The sequence below is a fragment of the Rhizobium binxianense genome (assembly GCF_028994275.1).
Lineage (GTDB): Bacteria > Pseudomonadota > Alphaproteobacteria > Rhizobiales > Rhizobiaceae > Rhizobium > Rhizobium binxianense.
The window spans coordinates 3,388,401-3,405,241 of the sequence record NZ_CP118713.1; the positions used below are offsets into that span (position 1 = coordinate 3,388,401).

Here is a 16,841-nt window from a genome sequence, read left to right on the forward strand (position 1 = left end):
ACATGGCCAAGCGCACTCTCATCCGCCTGACTGCCGGCGCTGAGCGTTTCAACTATCGCATTGCCGGCCTCGGTTTTCGGAATGGCTACGTGCTCGTTCATCGTGCCGTGCACGAGCCCTTCTGGACCTTTCCGGGTGGCAGGGCCGAGATCGGCGAGACGTCGGAGGAGACGCTGAAACGAGAGATGGTGGAGGAACTGGGGGTCGAGGTCACCGTCTCCCGCCTGCTCTGGGTCGTCGAGAATTTTTTCCACTACGAACAGCGCGACTGGCATGAACTCGGCCTCTATTATCTGATGGACATCCCCCCGGAATTCCCCTTCGAGCCACACGAAATCATCCATCGCGTCGAAGACGGCGACAACCATCTCGAATTCAAATGGGTGCCGGCAACGCGCCAGGCCCTGACCACACTCGACATCCCGCCCCATTTCATCGCCGATGAAATCGAGGCCCTTCCCGTTGCGCCACGTCATCTCGTCTGGCGGGACGGCAACCTCGATGGCAAGAACTGACCCACCAGAAACGCTGGAAGAGGAGATGCGCCGTTGCCGACCTTCGACCCCGTCAGGCCATTCCGCAAGCTTGCCTATAACAACGCCCTTGCCAACCACCGTCTGCTTCAAGCCTGCACGGCATTGAAACCCGGCGAATTCGAAGCGTCGCGCGTGAGCTTCTTCCCCTCGATCAAGGAAACCTTGAACCACATCGTCACCGTCGACTGGTTCTATGTCGATGGCCTGGAAGGCGGCACGCTCGGCTTCCAGGCTTTCGAGGTCGACGAGCCGTTCGACGACGTTTTATCCCTTGCGCAAGCGCAGGCGAAGGTCGATCAGCGCCTGGTGGCGCTTTGCGAGGCCCTGACGCCGGAGAGGCTCGCCTCGACCGTTAGCCTCCATCGCGGCGCCCGCATCCAGGAGGAGCGGATGGAAGACGTGCTCGCGCATCTCTTCCAGCATCAGACCCATCATCGCGGCCAGGTGCATGCGATGCTCTCCGGCACCAGCGTCACCCCGCCACAACTCGATGAATTCATCGTCGCCGACGATGCGCGGTTTCGCGGCGGGGAACTCGCCGACCTCGGCTGGAGCGAAGAGAGGCTGATGCGCTGATTTCATGATAGAGCGTCCTTATCGCGTCGCATCGGACGCGCGGCGCTTAGTCCTGCAGCCGCCTCTTCAGCCCGTCGATGATGGTCTTGGTAAGAAGGTCGTAATTCTCGTCGAAATGGTGGTCGCCGGGCAGTTCGATGACCTCGGCGCCGCTCTCCTTTACCGCCGGACAGGCAACGTCGTCATCGTCGTCCTTGCCGTAGATGCATTGCACGAGCTTCGCATCGATGTTCTTCAGATCGCTGACGGGATCGCCTCCGGCCCCATCCGTTTTCTGGCCGAGCCAACCGAGAACGGAGATGACGTAGTCGACTTCGTGCGAGAGCGACAGCAGCGACATTTGCGCCACCGCCGACTTTTCGGCTGGTTTGAGGAGCTGATAGGTGGCCGGCACGACATCCGCGCCGAAGGAATATCCGACGAGCAGTACATGCTTCACCTTCCACTGCTTTCGGTAGAAATCGATGATCTTCGAAAGATCGGCGGCGGTCTCCTCCGGCTTGCGCTCCGACCAGAAATAGTGAAGCGAATCGACGCCGACGACCGGAATGCCTTCCTTCTGCAGCGTGGCACCGACCTCCTTGTCGATGTCGCGCCAGCCGCCGTCGCCGGAATAGATCACCGCCATCGTATCGAGGGCGGGAGTCGCCTCGAGGATCGCCAGCGGCAGGCCGAGCGGATTGCCGAAGGCGCCCGAGGCGGTGACGAGATCGTCGAGCGTATCGCCAAACACCGTCTGAGCATCGTCGGTGGAATCGCGGATCTCCATCGCAGCATGGGTCTTCTTCAGCGCTTCCGCGTGCGCCCGGCCATCCTTGTCGGCATTGGGCGTGAAGACGGTGACGATCGGATCCGGCAGAGCGCCGTCGCTGAGGCCATAAATCGTGCGTTGGCCAACGACCTGCTTGGAAGCCGGCGTGCAAAGCGCCTGGGCGAGCGGAATGCCGGCCTTCGGATCGACGGCAAGCGTCTGGCCGATCGTCGCATCCGGCGTCTGCGCGGCGATCGCCAGCGCTAAGGCCCCGCCCTCGCCGATGCCGGCGACGATCGGCAGATGATAGGCACTGTTGCCGGTCGCGCGCTGCACCTGCTGGCTCAGCGATTCGATGTCCGAGACCATGTAGACGCAGCCGTCGTTGAGGCTGACATCGTACCGGTTGAGCGCCTGGATGTAGGAAGGAAAGTCGACGCCGATGACGACGGCGCCTTCGGCAACCAGCCTGTCGGCTTCGGCCTTCTCATAGTCGCCCCAGCCGGCAGCATCCGAGATCAGCATCACCGTGCCTTTCACCTCCCCTTCCGGCAGGAAGATGTGCGGCGACGGGATGAGCCCGGCTTCGAAGCTCTGTGTGGTCTCTTCGGCGGCATCAGCCGGTGCGGCCGCGAGCATGCAGGCGCATGCCGTGGCAAGAAGGATTGTCCTGATCATTTTCTCACTACCCCTTTCAATCCGCCCCCGATCAGCAATGTCGCGTCCATCAACGCGATCATCGGATTGCCCCCTCCGGATACCGCAAGATAGCGCGGTTGCCAGTGCGGATGAAACTTGGATTTGAATGCCCGAAGGCCTTTGAAGTTGTAGAAGCGCTCGCCGTGTTCGAAGACGGTGCTGCCGATGCGGTCCCAGACGGGCGCCGCCTCACGTTTCGACATGCCGGAGAGGGGCGCCATGCCGAGATTGAAGTGAGTGAAACCCTGACCGCGCAGATATTCCATGATCTGCACGAAGAGAAAGTCCATCGAGCCCTTCGGCGCGTCCGGCGAGAAGCGCATGAGATCGATCGTGCCCTCCTCCCTGGATTCGGTGACGAGGATATTGGCGAAGGCGACGATCCTGCCGTCCTTTTTCAGGATGCCGACCGGCTGCGAGGAGACGTAATCGGCATCGAAGGCGCCGAGAGAAAAGCCTTTTTCCTTGGCGTTGTGATGCTCGAGCCAGGCCGTGGAAACGGCGGAGAGATCATCGATGACCGAGCGCACGTTCTCAGGTTCGACGACGGCGAATTCCAGCCCGTCGCGCTGGGCGCGGCTAGCCGTCTGGCGAAGGTTCGCCCATTTGCCGCCCTTCATTTCGAATGTCCTGAGATCGGCCACCGCCAGTTCGCCGAGTTTGAAGGCGCGAAGGCCGGCATCGGCGCAATGGGAAAGCAGCGCCGGCGAGATCTGATAGAAGACGGCCCGGCAGCCGGCGGCGCGCGCCGCTTCGACGAAACGCCAGACGAGTTCCTGCACGGCGCGATGCTCGCCGACCGGGTCGAACAGCGCAATCCAGGAGCGGCCCTGCCGGCCGTACATGATGAAGGCGTCACCTTTTTCCGAGAACATGATGCTCTTGTCGCCCATGCGCACCAGATTGGCGTCGGCGTTGCCCTGCTTCATGACGATATCGACGGCACGCGACAGCGCCTCGTTCGTCGCCGGTTCCGGCCGGAAGGTCGCCGGCCGAAGCAGGCTGAAGATGGCGATCGCCGACGAGATGATGGTGATGCCGAGCACGGCGCGTAAGCCCCGCGGCGCCTCGGCGGTGAATTCGAACTGCCACCAGAGCTGGTTGCTGTATTCGACATCGCGATAGACGAAGAGCAGGATGACGACGGCGCCGACGACGATGACGGCGATCGCCATCAGCCAGGACGCCGTCAGCGCCTGGTTAAGCAGCGAGGCATGGCGGGTAAAGAGCCTACGGCTGACGAAGAGCCCGAAAATGAGGAAGGCGAGAAAAGCGGCTTCGACGAGCGCAATCGCCTTCAGGAGTGACAAGGTCAGTGCGGCAACAGCCGAGAACACGGCCACCCACCAGGCACCGTCGAGTCGCTGGCCAAGGCCGCGCGCGGCGACGACGAGCGCGAGTCCCAGCAGGCTGGAGAGGAAATGCGCCCCTTCGACCAGCGGCAGCGGCAGATAGTTGGAGAGGAATTCGAGGTTCTGGTCCGGCGTCGGCGTGACGCTCGAAAATACCAGCATGACGCCGAGCAGCAGCGCGAGGGCCGACAGCAGCTGCGGCATCAGCCGTCCGCCGATGCGCCGCACGCTGGAGGCGGCCGGATGGTCGACGAAACGACGCAGCTCGGCGGCCGAGACCGCGAGCACGGCGATCAGCAGCGGCAGCACATGGTAGACCAACCGGTAGAGCACCAGCGATCCGAGCACGGCATCGATGTTCACCGCGCTGCCGAGCGACGCGATGATCACGGTCTCGAACACGCCGAGCCCGGCCGGAACGTGGCTGAGCACGCCGAGACCGACGGCGATCGCATAGACGGCGAGGAAGACCGGCCAGCCGATTGCCGTCTGCGGCAGCAGCACGTAGAGCACGGACGCCGAAGCGGCGATATCGAAGGCGGTGACGAGGAACTGCCGCGACCAGGTACGCGAATCCGGCAGACGAACTGCCACAGGGCCGAGATTAAGCACGTGCCCGTCACGGCCGATGATCATCACAGCACCGAGAATGGCGACGATCGACCCGGCGATCAACCGCAGAAGGAAGGCGCTGACACCGATGAGCGGGCCGATCTCGTCGGCGATGATGATGAGGGCGATCGCCGCAACGCCTGCCAGCCCGAGGCCGAAGGAAAGCGTCACGAAGGCGATGATGCGACCGATATCCTCCGGCGAAAGCCCGAGGCGGGTATAGGCGCGGTAGCGGATCGCGCCCCCGGAGAGCGCCCCGAAGCCGGCGGTATTGCCGACCGCATAGGCGCTGAACGCCGTCAGCGCCACATGCGGAAAGGGCAGCCTCTTGCCGATATATTCGATAGCGTTGAGATCGTAGAAGATCAGCGAAAGGAAACTCAGTGCCGTGAAGAAGAGCGCAAGCAGGATCGCGCTCGGCTTGGTCGCCGCCAGCGCATCGACGACGTCGTCATAGCGCACCTCGTTGGTGAGCTGCATGATCGCATAACCGACGAGACAGAAGACCACGAGTGTCGCGGCTGCCATCAACGGCGTCCTGTAACGCCTGAAAAGCCCGCGAAAAGAAAAATCGTCCGTTTCTTCCATCTCTTCCAACTTGCCGTAACCCGACATCTCGTACCTGCCGCAATTGGCAGCATGGCGGGAATCATTTTCGAAAGACGTAACATGAGAGGCGCATAAGCTCTATGAAACCATGCCGCCGCTACTCCAAGCCCCGCCGCCTGCGCCTCAATCATCCCCAATTGGGGCGAATTTGCGCAGGTCGACATAACGCTCCATTGCATTTTCGTAAGCTTGGGCCGAGCTTTGCCCGGCAACGGGATTCGAGGCAAGGGAGAACGGTTTGATATGCAGGACGGTCCAGCCTTCATGATGCTTGTCCTCGGCCGTCTGTTGCTGGGCGGCCTCTATGTCGCTGGCGGCATTCATCATTTTTTCGTTATCGTGCCGCTGACCGACGCGATCGAAGCCCGCGGCATCCCTTTTGCGAAATGGGTGCTGCTCTTCGGCAGCATTTTCCAGATTGTCGCCGGCACTCTGTTGATACTGGGTCTCTTCGTCACGGCAGCGGCATTCGGTCTCATCGTCTTCACCCTTGCCGCCATGATCATGCTGCTGAATTTCTGGGATATGCAGGGAACGGCCCGCGAAAGCGCGATCAATAGCTGGAAAACCAATATGGCGATCATCGGCGGCCTGCTGATTGCAGCCGCCGGGGTGATTTGAGGGTTTAGGCCGCCGGCTCGCTGCCGGCCCGTGCATGCGCGGCATAGCGCGCGACGGCAGCATCGACCTCTGCATCGCGATCGCCCGCCACCTGCACCGTCGGCACGGCGAATTCGATGCCGTTTTCATTGAAGGCATTGCGGATCATCGCCAGCGCATTGCGGCGAATGACGAATTGCTCACCGGGCTTCGTCATCATCGACAGCCGGATTTCGATCGCGAATTCGCCGAACTGCTCGACACCCTTCATCTTCAGTGTCTCGATGATATGCGGGCCGAATTCCGGATTCTCGAGCAGCGTCTGGCCGATCTGCTTGATCACCTTCTTCGCCTTGACCAGATCGGTGTCGTATTTGACGTTGAGGCTGATCTTGTCGATCGTCCAGTCGCGATTGAGGTTCTTCACCGCACCGAGTTCGCCGAACGGCACCGTCGTCAGCGGTCCGCGATGATGCCGGAGCTTCACCGAGCGCAGGCTGAAGGCCTCGACCACACCCTTGTGGCTGCCGCTTTCGATATATTCGCCGATGCGGAAGGCATCGTCCCAGAGATAGAACATGCCGCTGATCACGTCCTTGACGATCGTTTGTGCGCCGAAACCGACCGCGACGCCGACGACGCCGGCGCCGGCGATCAGCGGCCCGATCTCGATGCCGAGACCCGAGAGCACCATCAGCACGGCGATGACGGCGATCACGACGGCAAGGATATTGCGGAAGATCGGCAGCAGCGTATGTATCCGCGCGCGTTTGGCCTTCTCCTCGTCGGTTGCTCCGCCGTCCATGGACGAATCAAGCAGCTTGCCGTTGATATAGGCCTTGATGACGTGCCAAAGCAGGTCGGCGGCAAGCAGGATGACGATGCCGCCGATAAGACCGCGCGCGATCTTGTCGGCCATCGTATCGCCGGCGGCCATCGTATCGGCACCGACGCCGAGCATATGCCCGAGCCAGATGGCTGCAAGGGCAATGATCAGCGCCCGCACGCCGCGGTCGAGCAACACTGCCGCGATACGGCGCGTGGCAAGGAAGCTTGCTTCGGTCTGCTGCAGCGATTTCACCGCAAGCGTCGAGACGGCAAGCACGCGCGGCAGCAAAAGCAGGTAGATGCCGAGCCAAAGCAGCCAGTTGAAGCCCGCCACCCAGATGCTCCACAGCAGCAGGAAATAGACGGTGAACGACCAGGAGACCCCGTGACCGCGCTTCTCGTCCTTGTGAGGTCGCGACCAGACCGCCTCGATCGCAATCAACAGCAGGCCGATACCGAGGAAATAGCCGATCAAGAGCCGGACGCTCGGAGAGTAGCCGAGCGGCTCCATCGATTGGATCAGCGCCCAGCCGAAAATGAAATAGATGACGAACATCGCGCAGCGGCGATACCAGAAGAGCGCGACGGCGCCCCCCGGCATGATCGGAGCGGCAACGCCTTGCCGCTCTTCCTCGGCCCGCGCCAGCCCGATGAGATCGATCAGCACGCCGCCAAGGCAGATCGTAAAACGCTGGACGATGAGCGCAACGACGCAGACGATCGCGATGCTCTGGCTGAGCGGCGGCCAGCTGAGGCTGAGAAGCGTGAGCACCGTTGCCGCAGCGAAGATCAGTGCCGGAATGACACGCGGCGCCAGATGCATACCCGCCATCTCAACCAACCGGCGACGGCGGCGGCGGAAGGCATAACGGGCAATGCTTTCGACGATCCCGCCGAGCAGGAAGATCGCCAGGAACTGCGCCACCATGCGCGGCCAGCCGCTGGCGGTGATTTCACCGAGGAACAGCGAGGACGCATTGCCGATCTGCGAGGGCAATGCCATCGCCGCATCGGAGACCATCGAAACATGTCGGCGGGCATGCTGCAGCAGACCCGACAGGATCGACATCTGGTTTTCAGACGCTGCATTGGCCGCAGGCGCCGCAGCCATCTGCGTCGACATCCATTGTTTGACCTCAGGCGTCTGCATGAGCTGCATCATCTCACGCACCTGGGCCGGCGGGGCCGCAGCGGCCGGCACTTGCGCCGGCGGCGTTTGGGAAAAGCCAGGCGAAACCGCCGAGCAAAGCGCAAGCAATGCCAGCATGCCTGATATGGCGGCCTTCAAGCCCCCTGCCATGCCACGCTCCATGACCGCCTCCAATGAAATGTCGGCCGCTTGGATGAAACAGCCCCGACATTGTGCAATGGATACTCGCGACCGTTGCCGCCAGCAAGCAGTAGGAAAACCATACCGATGGCTAGGAACGGCGACGTCGCCGCCCTCGAAACGAAGCGCTGCGCTCGCCATTTCGGCAGGACGGCTTTGTCGGAATGGTGCGGAAAGTCGTCTTCCTTCAGGACTTCGGAGCAGGCTTTTCCACATGGCCGCCGAAGCCTGCGCGCATCGCCGACAGCACCTTATTGGCGAATTCGTCATTGTCGCGCGAGGAGAAGCGGCCGTAGAGCGCGGCACTCAGCACCGGCGTCGGCACGCTTTCGTCGATTGCCGCCATGATCGTCCAGCGGCCTTCGCCGCTATCGGAGACGCGGCCGGCATATTTCGACAGCGCCGGATCGGCATGCAGCGCATCGGCTGTAAGATCGAGCAGCCAGGAGGTGATGACGCTGCCGCGGCGCCAGACTTCGGCGACATCCTGCAGGTTGAAATCATACTGGAAATGTTCCGGATGGGCGAGCGGCGCGGTTTCCGCATCGGCCTCATGCGAGGCGGCGCCGATATTGGCGTGTTTCAGAATATTGATACCTTCGGCATAGGCGGCCATCAGACCGTATTCGATGCCGTTATGCACCATCTTGACGAAATGACCGGCGCCGTGCGGGCCGCAATGCAGGTAACCCTGCTCCGCGGTGCTGGCTGCAGCCGCTTCGGCGCTCCGGTTCGGCGAGGCTTCCGTCTTGCCGACGCCGGGCGCCAGCGTCGCGAAGATCGGGGAAAGGTGTTCGACGATGCCCTTCTCGCCGCCGATCATCAGGCAATAACCGCGCTCGAGGCCGAAGACGCCGCCGCTTGTGCCGACATCGACATAGTGGATGCCCTTGGTGATGAGGTCGGCGCCGCGACGAATGTCGTCATGGTAATAAGAGTTGCCGCCGTCAATGACGATATCGCCATTCTCAAGCAGCGGCACCAGGCTCGCCAGCACCTTGTCGACGATCGCCGCCGGCAGCATCAGCCAGATCGCGCGCGGATGGGTGAGCTTCGAGACGAATTCCTGGAGCGAAGCACTGCCGATCGCACCGAGGCCTGCGAGCTCGGCAACGCTTTCCGGCCTGGCGTCGTAGACGACGCATTCGTGACCGCCTCGCATCAAGCGCTGGACCATGTAATTGCCCATGCGGCCCAAACCAACCATGCCAAGCTGCATAATGAATCTCCTGGAAACCGAAATGAAGTCTCGAATCCGGAAATTAGCACCCGCAGTGTGACAGGCAAGCGAAGTCTCGACCTGATTGGCGAATGCGACGATTGCGCCGCCGATCTCCTGCAGACCGATGCGCTCGTCAAGCGTCAGGTGCGCTGGCCGGCTCTCCCTTCATTTCGCTGAGGAACATGCCCTCCCGCAGATTGATGCCGTATTCGACGAAGGCCTTCATGCAGCAGAGCATCTGCGTCCAGCCCTCGCAGTTGAGATAGGTGCCGCGCCGACCGGCATCGTCTTCGCGCCAGCCGGTTTCGGCGATGGTCACCAGCGTGCCGCCATCCTCCAGCGGTTTGAAGTTCATCTCCACCATCGTCTTATAGGTCGTCTTATCTTCGGCGGTGCCGCCGTCCCAACTGAGCACGATGCGGCTTTCGGGCACGAGTTCGACCACCTCAACCGCCGCACCCTTCCACCAGGTTACCGTCGTGCCCTGGACGAGCGGCGCGCTCGCCCCGCCGATCGTGGTGAAATAGCTGCTGAGCTTCTTCGGGTTGACGACGGCGTCGAATACCTCTGCGACGGGACGTCCGATGCGGCCGGAAACACGGATTCCGAGAGACATGGCACTTCTCCTCTTCTCCATTGCTGTTTGTCATGGCGTCCAGCGTCATTGTGTTATAAAAACATAACATGTCAAGCGAATCAAAAGACGATCCGGTTTTCAAGGCGCTGGCCCACCAGCGCCGCCGCGAAATTCTCGACCGGCTCAAGGATGGCCCCCGGACCACAGGGACGCTTTGCGAGATGTTTCCGCAGATGGACCGCTGTACGGTAATGCAGCATCTGAAAGTGCTGGAGGAAGCCGATCTGGTCATCGCCAGGAAGGAGGGCCGCGAGCGCTGGAACCACTTAAACAGCCTGCCGATCAAGCAGATTTACGACCGTTGGATCAGCGCCTATGCCGGCCATGCGCTCTCTATACTCGACCGGCTGAAGGGCGAGCTGGAAGGTCAGCCCGAACAATGACCCGGCGTCAAACCGCCTTGCCGCCCGGTCCGCCGAGGCCTTATGCTGGCAAAAACGGCACGGGATCAGACGGATGACGATATCGGGAGCCGGCATACGCCGCATGCGGCTGCTGCGCGGCATGAAGCAGCAGCATCTCGCCGAACTCCTCGGCGTCAACCAGACGACGGTGTCACGCTGGGAGTGCGGACAACTCGCGCTGTCGCCCGAACAGGCCGTCCAGCTGGAACGGATTTTCGCCTCACCGCGACATGCCGCGGCTGATGCGGCGCTGAAGCGACTGGTCGAGGATTCCGTCCGACCGGTGCATCTGATCTGCGACAGCACCCACCGGCTGCTCTCCGCCTCCCGCCCGCGGCAGGCGGAATGGCGGGCGCCGCTCGCTGCCTTTCTCGGCCGCTCGCTTTTCTCCTACGCATCTGCTGAAATCACCGCGGCCGAGCAGTCGCTGGAAGAGCGCGGCTGGCATGAGGGCAGGCTTTCGTCACTGACCCTCGATACCGGCGCCAACGGCAATGCGCTGCTGCCGATCGCCGCCGGCCGCGTGATCTGGGAAAGGATCATGCTTTCCGATGGCAGCGCCGGCCGCCTTGTCACGACCATCGGCGAGCCTGCAGCTTTCCTGCATTCCCGTGCATAATTTATGCGTTGTCCCGGAATGCCGGTCTTTATAGCGTCCGCCTCCTGAACGGTCGGGAGGCGATGTGATGACGATACTGGTGACGGGAAGTGCCGGCCATCTTGGCGAGGCGCTGATGCGCACTTTGAAGGCCGAAAGCCGATGGGTGCGCGGCATCGATATCAAGCCCTCGGCTTTTACCGATATGGTCGGCTCGATCGGTGATCGCGCCTTCATCCGGCAAGCGATGTCAGGCATCAGCCGCGTCATCCATGCCGCGACGCTGCACAAGCCGCATGTGGCGACCCATGACAATCGCGATTTCCTCGACACCAATATCGCCGGCACGCTGAACCTGCTCGAAGCAGCCGTCGCCGCAGACGTCGCAAGCTTCGTCTTCACCAGCACCACCAGCACCTTCGGTGCGGCTTTGACGCCGGCCGCCGGCGCACCGGCAGCATGGGTGACCGAGGACGTGCTGCCGGTCGCAAAAAACATCTACGGTGTCACGAAGCTCGCCGCCGAAGGTCTGTGCGAACTCTTCGCCCGCGAGTCCGGCCTGCCGGTGATCATTCTCAGGACATCGCGTTTCTTTCCCGAAAACGACGACGATCCTGACATTCGCAGCGGCTATCCGGCGGAAAATGCCCAGGCCAACGAGCTTCTTCACCGCCGCGTCGATATCGCCGATGTGGCCGGCGCTCATCTGCTGGCGCTCGAAAAGGCGCCGGCAATCGGCTTCGGCCGCTACATCGTCTCCGCCACGACGCCGTTTCCGGCAAGCGATCTTGCCGCAATCAGGCACGACGCGCCTGCTGTCGTCGAACGGCTGTTCCCAGGTGCAGGCGCCCTCTATGCATCACGCGGCTGGAAGATGTTTCCAACGCTCGACCGTGTCTATGTCAACGCGCGGGCAAGGCGGGAACTCGGGTGGCAGCCGCGATATGATTTCCGTTTCGTGCTCGATTGCCTGCGCGACAACAGGGAATGGCGCAGCCCTTTGGCGCTTGATGTCGGCTCGAAAGGTTACCACGACGTGGTCTTTGCTGAAGGGCCTTATCCCGTGAGATAGGGCAGCAAGCTGGACTGCGGATAGGCGAAAGCCCGACATTCTCCCGGCATGGCCTTTTCGCTGCAAAGCGTCATCCAGATATCATGATGCTGTCATAGACCGTCCGAGGGGATATGGGGCGGCGAAATCCAGGGCGTGTTCTGCCATCGGAAAATCGAATCCAGGGCCGGGGTGTCATTTGAAGCGGTGTCCAGCCTGGGCGGGCCGCTGCAGGAACGCTTTGACCGAGAGGGTATTTCATGAAGAACATCAGATCATACGCGCGGCTGTTTGCCGCCATTCTTGCGGCATCCGCCGCCATTCCGGCCGTCGCAAGTGCCGAGAATTCCGCCACTGTCGACGGCCTCACCTTCGTCAACAAGGGCCTGATCGGCATCGGCCGCATCCCGGCCAACCAGCGTGACAAATTCGGTGAGACCTTCGGTTCCGGCTCCGGCATGGCGATCGATTCCGCCGCCTGGAGCCGCGACGGCGCCAGCTACAAGGGCACGCTCTACCTGCTGCCAGACCGGGGCTATAACGCCGTCGGCACCGTCGACTATCGTCCGCGCCTGAACACCATCTCGATCGGCCTGACGCCGACCGCTCCGGGTGCGGCACCCGAGGCCGGCAAGGAACAGTTCGGCGTTGACGCAAAGCTCGTCGATTCCACGCCCTTCGTCGACGACAAAGGCGGCGACATGACCGGTCTCGACCCGGAATCCGGCGTCCGCCCCGCTGCCGGCAATTTTCCGCCACTGCCGCAGGCGGTAAACGGCAAGATCGCCCTCGACAATGAAGCCATCATCCGCCTGGCCGACGGCACCATGTTCGTCAGCGACGAATACGGGCCTTATATTTACCACTTCTCGGCCGACGGCCGTCTGCTGTCTGCCACCCAGCCGCCGAAGGCGCTTTTGCCGATGCGCAAGGGCGCGTTGAGCTTTGCCTCCAACAATCCCGGCCCCGGCGCCTCCGCTCCGGACCCGAAGGATCCGGAGACCGGCCGCCAGAACAATCAGGGTCTCGAAGGCATGGCGATGACGCCTGATGGTAAGTTCATCATAGCAGTGCTGCAGTCGGCCGCCCGTCAGGACGGTGGCGATTCCAGTTCGACCCGCCAGAATACCCGCGCCATGGTCTATGACGCCGCCGATCTAAATCACCTGAAACTGGTGCACGAATATGTCGTGCCGCTGCCGGTGTTCAAGGACGCCAAGGACAAGACGACGATCGCCGCAGAGAGCGAAATCGTCGCCCTTTCCGACAAGACCTTCCTGATGCTCGCCCGCGACAGCGGCAACGGCCAGGGTCTGAAGGGCGATACCTCGCTCTACCGCAAGATCGACATCGCAGACCTTTCCAAGGCGACCGATATCGCCGGCAGCGATTTCGATGCAGGCAAGCCGATCGCGCCGAAGGGCGTCCTCGATCCGTCACTGACGCCGGCGACGCTGACACCACTCATCGACCTCAACGACAAGGCCGATCTCGCCCGCTTCGGCCTGCACAACGGCGCGCCGAACGACAAGAACAATCTGTCGGAAAAATGGGAAGCCATGGGTCTGGCAAGCGTTCTCGACCCGAACCTGCCGGACGATTATTTCCTGTTCGTCGCTAATGACAACGACTTCCTCACACAGGATGGTTTCCAGGTGGGCGCCGCCTACAAGGCGGACGGTGGTGCCGATGTCGACACCATGTTCCAGGTCTTCCAGGTCACCCTTCCGGGCTTGAAGAAATAGCGGATGCGTTGAAAATGGCGGACGCTGCAGCCGCGTTCGCCGTCTTCGTCGATGATGAAGAGGAAAGGTGCGATCCACGACCACCGATGGATGTTTACGATCCTGGGTGCCTACAAACGTAGGTGGGCGCCGTGTGTCCAGGCCCACGGGCCTGGCCAGGGACAGCTCCCTTTGGATCGAGTATGGCCCCAGGGATTGTGGTTCCTGTCGAGAGGCGCAGACCGCACCGCGATATATAAGGACGTTTGCGCGGGCGCGCCAGTGGCGGCAGCAAGTCGTCCTTATTTAATTGAGTCAATTGAGTTCGGGGGCGGGCCGGCCGTTCAGTTTATCGGTAATGCCGCGAATGCGGGTTGAAACCTCGCTGAGCGCTGCCGCAAGATTTTCTTCGGTGCGCGCGGTGGCCGCAAGCACCGTGTCGCGGTTGCCGCGCAGCGACTCGAGTTCGGATTCCAGCCCGGCGACGCGGCGCGTCAGCTCGGCAATCTCGTCCATGACCATGATGCCGGCCATGACGGTGATCCTGAGATCGCCGATTTCACCGAACTGGGCCTTGAGATGGCCGACATAGCCGTCGAAGCGGTTGGCGAGATCGGTCAGGTGATCCTCCTGCCCCTCCTCGCAAGCCATGCGATAGGCCTTGCCGTCGATCGTTACCGTCACCTGCGCCATGCCAAACTCTTTCTATCAGCGATCCAGAACCGCGCGGATCGTTTCCATAGCCGTCACCAGCCGCCGCGATACCTCGCGGTTGACCTCCTCCAGCCGGTTGGCGCGGAATTCCGCCTGGTCGAGTTCCTGCGCCAGCCGGGAGCGGTCGGCGTGCACGCGCCGCACCTCGCCTTCGATCTCGCCCTGCTCGCGCTGCCGCTCGACGCGCATGTCGACGGCGTTTTCGAGGCTCGAAATCGCCTGTCTCAATTCGTTGAGCGCTGCTTCCATGGTTTTGCCTGTGGGCATCATGTCTTTCCGATTCCCGCACAGAATCCGCGAATCGGCACGCCGCGCCGATCCTGTGATTTCAAAAGGATATGCCGCTCGTAAACGGCGCGTCAATAAATCCTGTCACTTGCCCACCGACCTATCCTGTGGATGAGCACTTTACACGTGATCGCCATACGAGATTCGTCATTTGTACAATCGTCCGATCAAATGTCAAAAATCGCCGCTGCCTGCCCGGATTTGGCGTCCCATTTATTGACTTGCCAGCCCCAACTGCTATGTGTCTGCCGCTTTCACTCGATGGTCTTGGAGGCTCGAGGCCATCCCCCCGACACCCGGAACTTGCGGAAAAGCCATGACCTCTCCCGAACAACATGACCGGATGGCGAATGCGATCCGTTTTCTCGCCATGGATGCCGTCGAAAAGGCGAACTCCGGTCACCCGGGCATGCCGATGGGCATGGCCGATGTGGCGACGGTCCTGTTCACCAAATATCTGAAGTTTGATCCGAAGAAGCCGCACTGGCCGAACCGCGATCGCTTCGTGCTCTCGGCCGGCCATGGCTCGATGCTGCTCTATTCGCTGCTGTATCTGACCGGTTATCCCGACATGACGGTCGAAGATCTGAAGCAGTTCCGTCAAGTCGGCTCGAAGACCGCCGGCCATCCGGAATATGGTCATGCCACCGGCATCGAAACGACGACAGGCCCGCTCGGCCAGGGCATCGCCAATGCCGTCGGCATGGCGATCGCCGAGCGCAAGCTGCGCGAGGAGTTCGGCTCCGATCTGCAGGACCACTATACCTACGTCATCAATGGCGACGGCTGCCTGATGGAAGGCATCAGCCATGAGGCGATCGCGCTTGCCGGCCACCTGAAGCTGAACAAGCTGATCCTCTTCTGGGACAATAATTCGATCACCATCGACGGCGCCGTATCGCTGTCGGACTCGACTGACCAGATCGCCCGCTTCAAGGCCGTTCACTGGAACACCATCGAGATCGACGGTCACGATCAGGCCGCCATCGCCGAGGCGATCGAAGCCGCCCACAAGTCCGACCGTCCGACCTTCATCGCCTGCAAGACCGTCATCGGCTTCGGCGCTCCGAACAAGGCCGGCAGCCACAAGGTGCACGGCAGCCCGCTCGGCGCCGAAGAAATCGCCGCCACCCGCAAGGCGCTGAACTGGGATTACGAGCCCTTCGTCATCCCTTCCGACGTCCTCGACGCATGGCGCGCAGCCGGCACCCGCTCTGACAATATCGTCAAGGCATGGGAAGAAACCCTCGCCAAAGCCGCCGCCAAGGCCGAATTCACCCGCCGCATGGCAGGCGAGCTGCCGGAAGGCTTCGACGCCGCGATCAGCGCATATAAGAAGAAGCTCGCCGAGACCAAGCCGACGGTAGCGACCCGCAAGGCTTCGGAAGATGCACTCGAGGTCATCAACGGCTTCCTGCCGGAAACGCTCGGCGGCTCCGCCGACCTGACGCCGTCGAACAACACCAAAACCAGCCAGATGCACTCGATCACGCCGACGGATTTCGCCGGCCGTTACGTGCATTGGGGCATTCGCGAGCACGGCATGGCCTCTGCCATGAACGGCATTGCGCTGCATGGCGGCCTCATTCCCTATAGCGGCGGCTTCCTGATCTTCTCGGATTATTGCCGCCCGCCGATCCGCCTGGCGGCGCTGATGGGCATCCGCGTCATCCATGTCCTGACGCATGACTCGATCGGCGTCGGAGAAGACGGCCCGACGCACCAGCCGGTTGAACAGCTCGCTGGTTTGCGCGCCATCCCGAATCTGATGGTCTTCCGGCCTGCCGACGCCACGGAAACGGCGGAATGCTGGCAGATCGCCATCAAGACGCACAACCGTCCTTCGGGCCTTGCACTGACCCGCCAGAACCTGCTCGCCGCCCGTACCGAGTATAGTGAAAAGAACCTCTGCGAACAGGGCGCCTACACGCTGGCCGGCAATGCCGACGCCAAGGTGACGATCTTCGCCTCTGGCTCGGAAGTCGAAATCGCCGTTGCCGCTCGCACGGCGCTCGAAGCCAAGGGCGTCACCGTCCGCGTCGTATCGGTTCCCTGCACGGAACTGTTCTTCGAGCAGCCAGACGCCTATCGTAAGGAAGTCCTCGGCAATTCGCCGGTCAAGATCGCTGTCGAAGCCGCCGTCCGCGAAGGCTGGGATGCGTTCATCGGACCGGAAGGCACGTTCGTCGGAATGAAGAGCTTCGGCGCGTCCGGCCCGGTCAAGGACGTCTACAAGCATTTCGGCATCACCGCCGACGCCGTCGTTGCGGCCGCCGAAGCAAAGCTTTAATGAGGGCGCCTTGAGGCGCT

15 protein-coding genes and 1 other RNA gene are annotated in these 16,841 nt (G+C 62.0%); 8 read left to right on the top strand and 8 right to left on the bottom strand.

The features are described from left to right. The first annotated feature begins 2 nt into the window (after positions 1–2). Together PO860_RS16720 and PO860_RS16725 are read left to right on the top strand one after the other, a co-directional pair. Positions 3–515, top strand: a complete 513-nt coding sequence (locus PO860_RS16720) for an NUDIX hydrolase (RefSeq protein ID WP_273884952.1) — start codon at positions 3–5, stop codon at positions 513–515. Positions 516–548: 33 nt separating this feature from the next. After that, on the top strand, positions 549–1,112 hold the full coding sequence (locus tag PO860_RS16725; protein ID WP_273884951.1) for a DinB family protein: 564 nt from the start codon (positions 549–551) through the stop codon (positions 1,110–1,112). 46 nt (positions 1,113–1,158) lie between these two features. Here the strand turns inward: PO860_RS16725 and PO860_RS16730 are convergent, their stop codons facing one another. After that, positions 1,159–2,541: a virulence factor family protein gene (locus PO860_RS16730; protein ID WP_273884950.1), complete on the bottom strand. Its 1,383-nt coding sequence runs from the start codon at positions 2,539–2,541 to the stop codon at positions 1,159–1,161. Continuing rightward, positions 2,538–5,141 carry a bifunctional lysylphosphatidylglycerol flippase/synthetase MprF gene (gene mprF, locus PO860_RS16735; protein WP_273881766.1) on the bottom strand — a complete coding sequence of 868 codons (2,604 nt, stop codon included), beginning with the start codon at positions 5,139–5,141 and terminating at the stop codon, positions 2,538–2,540. The genes PO860_RS16730 and mprF overlap by 4 nt, the downstream gene beginning before the upstream one ends. Before the next feature lie 237 nt (positions 5,142–5,378). Between mprF and PO860_RS16740 the strand changes: the two genes are divergently transcribed. After that, the gene (locus PO860_RS16740) at positions 5,379–5,756 is read left to right on the top strand and encodes a DoxX family protein (protein WP_273881765.1); all 378 of its coding nucleotides are present in this window, start codon (positions 5,379–5,381) and stop codon (positions 5,754–5,756) included. Between the two features lie 4 nt (positions 5,757–5,760). Here the strand turns inward: PO860_RS16740 and PO860_RS16745 are convergent, their stop codons facing one another. The 3 genes from PO860_RS16745 to PO860_RS16755 all read right to left on the bottom strand — a co-directional run bounded on the left by PO860_RS16745 (position 5,761) and on the right by PO860_RS16755 (position 9,731). Then, a complete protein-coding gene (locus PO860_RS16745; RefSeq protein WP_275032309.1) occupies positions 5,761–7,875 on the bottom strand; it encodes a mechanosensitive ion channel family protein in 2,115 nt (704 codons plus the stop codon). Between the two features lie 205 nt (positions 7,876–8,080). Continuing rightward, positions 8,081–9,112 (bottom strand): phosphogluconate dehydrogenase (NAD(+)-dependent, decarboxylating), encoded by a 1,032-nt coding sequence (gene gnd, locus PO860_RS16750; RefSeq protein ID WP_183609590.1) that lies wholly within the window; start codon positions 9,110–9,112, stop codon positions 8,081–8,083. A 136-nt stretch (positions 9,113–9,248) separates the two neighbouring features. Then, positions 9,249–9,731, bottom strand: coding sequence for an SRPBCC domain-containing protein (locus PO860_RS16755; RefSeq protein ID WP_273884949.1), 483 nt, complete (start codon positions 9,729–9,731; stop codon positions 9,249–9,251). 68 nt (positions 9,732–9,799) lie between these two features. On the opposite strand from PO860_RS16755, the gene PO860_RS16760 reads away from it, so the two are divergent. From PO860_RS16760 to PO860_RS16775, 4 genes are all read left to right on the top strand, one after another. Further along, on the top strand, positions 9,800–10,135 hold the full coding sequence (locus tag PO860_RS16760) for an ArsR/SmtB family transcription factor (RefSeq protein WP_273884948.1): 336 nt from the start codon (positions 9,800–9,802) through the stop codon (positions 10,133–10,135). Positions 10,136–10,208: 73 nt separating this feature from the next. Continuing rightward, positions 10,209–10,775, top strand: coding sequence for a helix-turn-helix domain-containing protein (locus PO860_RS16765; protein WP_183609587.1), 567 nt, complete (start codon positions 10,209–10,211; stop codon positions 10,773–10,775). Positions 10,776–10,842: 67 nt separating this feature from the next. Next, complete coding sequence (locus tag PO860_RS16770; protein ID WP_273884947.1) at positions 10,843–11,826, top strand: NAD-dependent epimerase/dehydratase family protein; 984 nt, start codon at positions 10,843–10,845, stop codon at positions 11,824–11,826. A gap of 239 nt (positions 11,827–12,065) precedes the next feature. Beyond that, a complete protein-coding gene (locus tag PO860_RS16775; protein ID WP_275032310.1) occupies positions 12,066–13,550 on the top strand; it encodes an esterase-like activity of phytase family protein in 1,485 nt (494 codons plus the stop codon). 67 nt (positions 13,551–13,617) lie between these two features. Here PO860_RS16775 and ssrS read toward each other — a convergent pair. The 3 genes from ssrS to PO860_RS16790 form a co-directional block, all read right to left on the bottom strand. After that, positions 13,618–13,776: non-coding RNA, 6S RNA (gene ssrS / locus PO860_RS16780), on the bottom strand. 68 nt (positions 13,777–13,844) lie between these two features. Continuing rightward, complete coding sequence (locus PO860_RS16785) at positions 13,845–14,222, bottom strand: cell division protein ZapA (RefSeq protein WP_183609584.1); 378 nt, start codon at positions 14,220–14,222, stop codon at positions 13,845–13,847. A 15-nt stretch (positions 14,223–14,237) separates the two neighbouring features. Next, positions 14,238–14,513, bottom strand: coding sequence for a DUF4164 domain-containing protein (locus PO860_RS16790; protein ID WP_012758879.1), 276 nt, complete (start codon positions 14,511–14,513; stop codon positions 14,238–14,240). Between the two features lie 334 nt (positions 14,514–14,847). Here PO860_RS16790 and tkt point away from each other — a divergent pair, with 334 nt between their 5' ends. Further along, on the top strand, positions 14,848–16,821 hold the full coding sequence (gene tkt / locus PO860_RS16795; protein WP_273881758.1) for a transketolase: 1,974 nt from the start codon (positions 14,848–14,850) through the stop codon (positions 16,819–16,821). Positions 16,822–16,841: the final 20 nt, after the last annotated feature.

Bases quoted from the DNA above. Each gene is read 5' to 3' on its own strand.
- PO860_RS16720 (WP_273884952.1), top strand. From the start codon at position 3: ATGGCCAAGCGCACTCTCATCCGCCTGACTGCCGGCGCTGAGCGTTTC.
- PO860_RS16730 (WP_273884950.1), bottom strand. From the start codon at position 2,541: ATGATCAGGACAATCCTTCTTGCCACGGCATGCGCCTGCATGCTCGCG.
- mprF (WP_273881766.1), bottom strand. From the start codon at position 5,141: ATGTCGGGTTACGGCAAGTTGGAAGAGATGGAAGAAACGGACGATTTT.
- PO860_RS16740 (WP_273881765.1), top strand. From the start codon at position 5,379: ATGCAGGACGGTCCAGCCTTCATGATGCTTGTCCTCGGCCGTCTGTTG.
- PO860_RS16745 (WP_275032309.1), bottom strand. From the start codon at position 7,875: ATGGAGCGTGGCATGGCAGGGGGCTTGAAGGCCGCCATATCAGGCATG.
- gnd (WP_183609590.1), bottom strand. From the start codon at position 9,112: ATGCAGCTTGGCATGGTTGGTTTGGGCCGCATGGGCAATTACATGGTC.
- PO860_RS16755 (WP_273884949.1), bottom strand. From the start codon at position 9,731: ATGTCTCTCGGAATCCGTGTTTCCGGCCGCATCGGACGTCCCGTCGCA.
- PO860_RS16760 (WP_273884948.1), top strand. From the start codon at position 9,800: ATGTCAAGCGAATCAAAAGACGATCCGGTTTTCAAGGCGCTGGCCCAC.
- PO860_RS16765 (WP_183609587.1), top strand. From the start codon at position 10,209: ATGACGATATCGGGAGCCGGCATACGCCGCATGCGGCTGCTGCGCGGC.
- PO860_RS16770 (WP_273884947.1), top strand. From the start codon at position 10,843: ATGACGATACTGGTGACGGGAAGTGCCGGCCATCTTGGCGAGGCGCTG.
- PO860_RS16775 (WP_275032310.1), top strand. From the start codon at position 12,066: ATGAAGAACATCAGATCATACGCGCGGCTGTTTGCCGCCATTCTTGCG.
- PO860_RS16785 (WP_183609584.1), bottom strand. From the start codon at position 14,222: ATGGCGCAGGTGACGGTAACGATCGACGGCAAGGCCTATCGCATGGCT.
- PO860_RS16790 (WP_012758879.1), bottom strand. From the start codon at position 14,513: ATGATGCCCACAGGCAAAACCATGGAAGCAGCGCTCAACGAATTGAGA.
- tkt (WP_273881758.1), top strand. From the start codon at position 14,848: ATGACCTCTCCCGAACAACATGACCGGATGGCGAATGCGATCCGTTTT.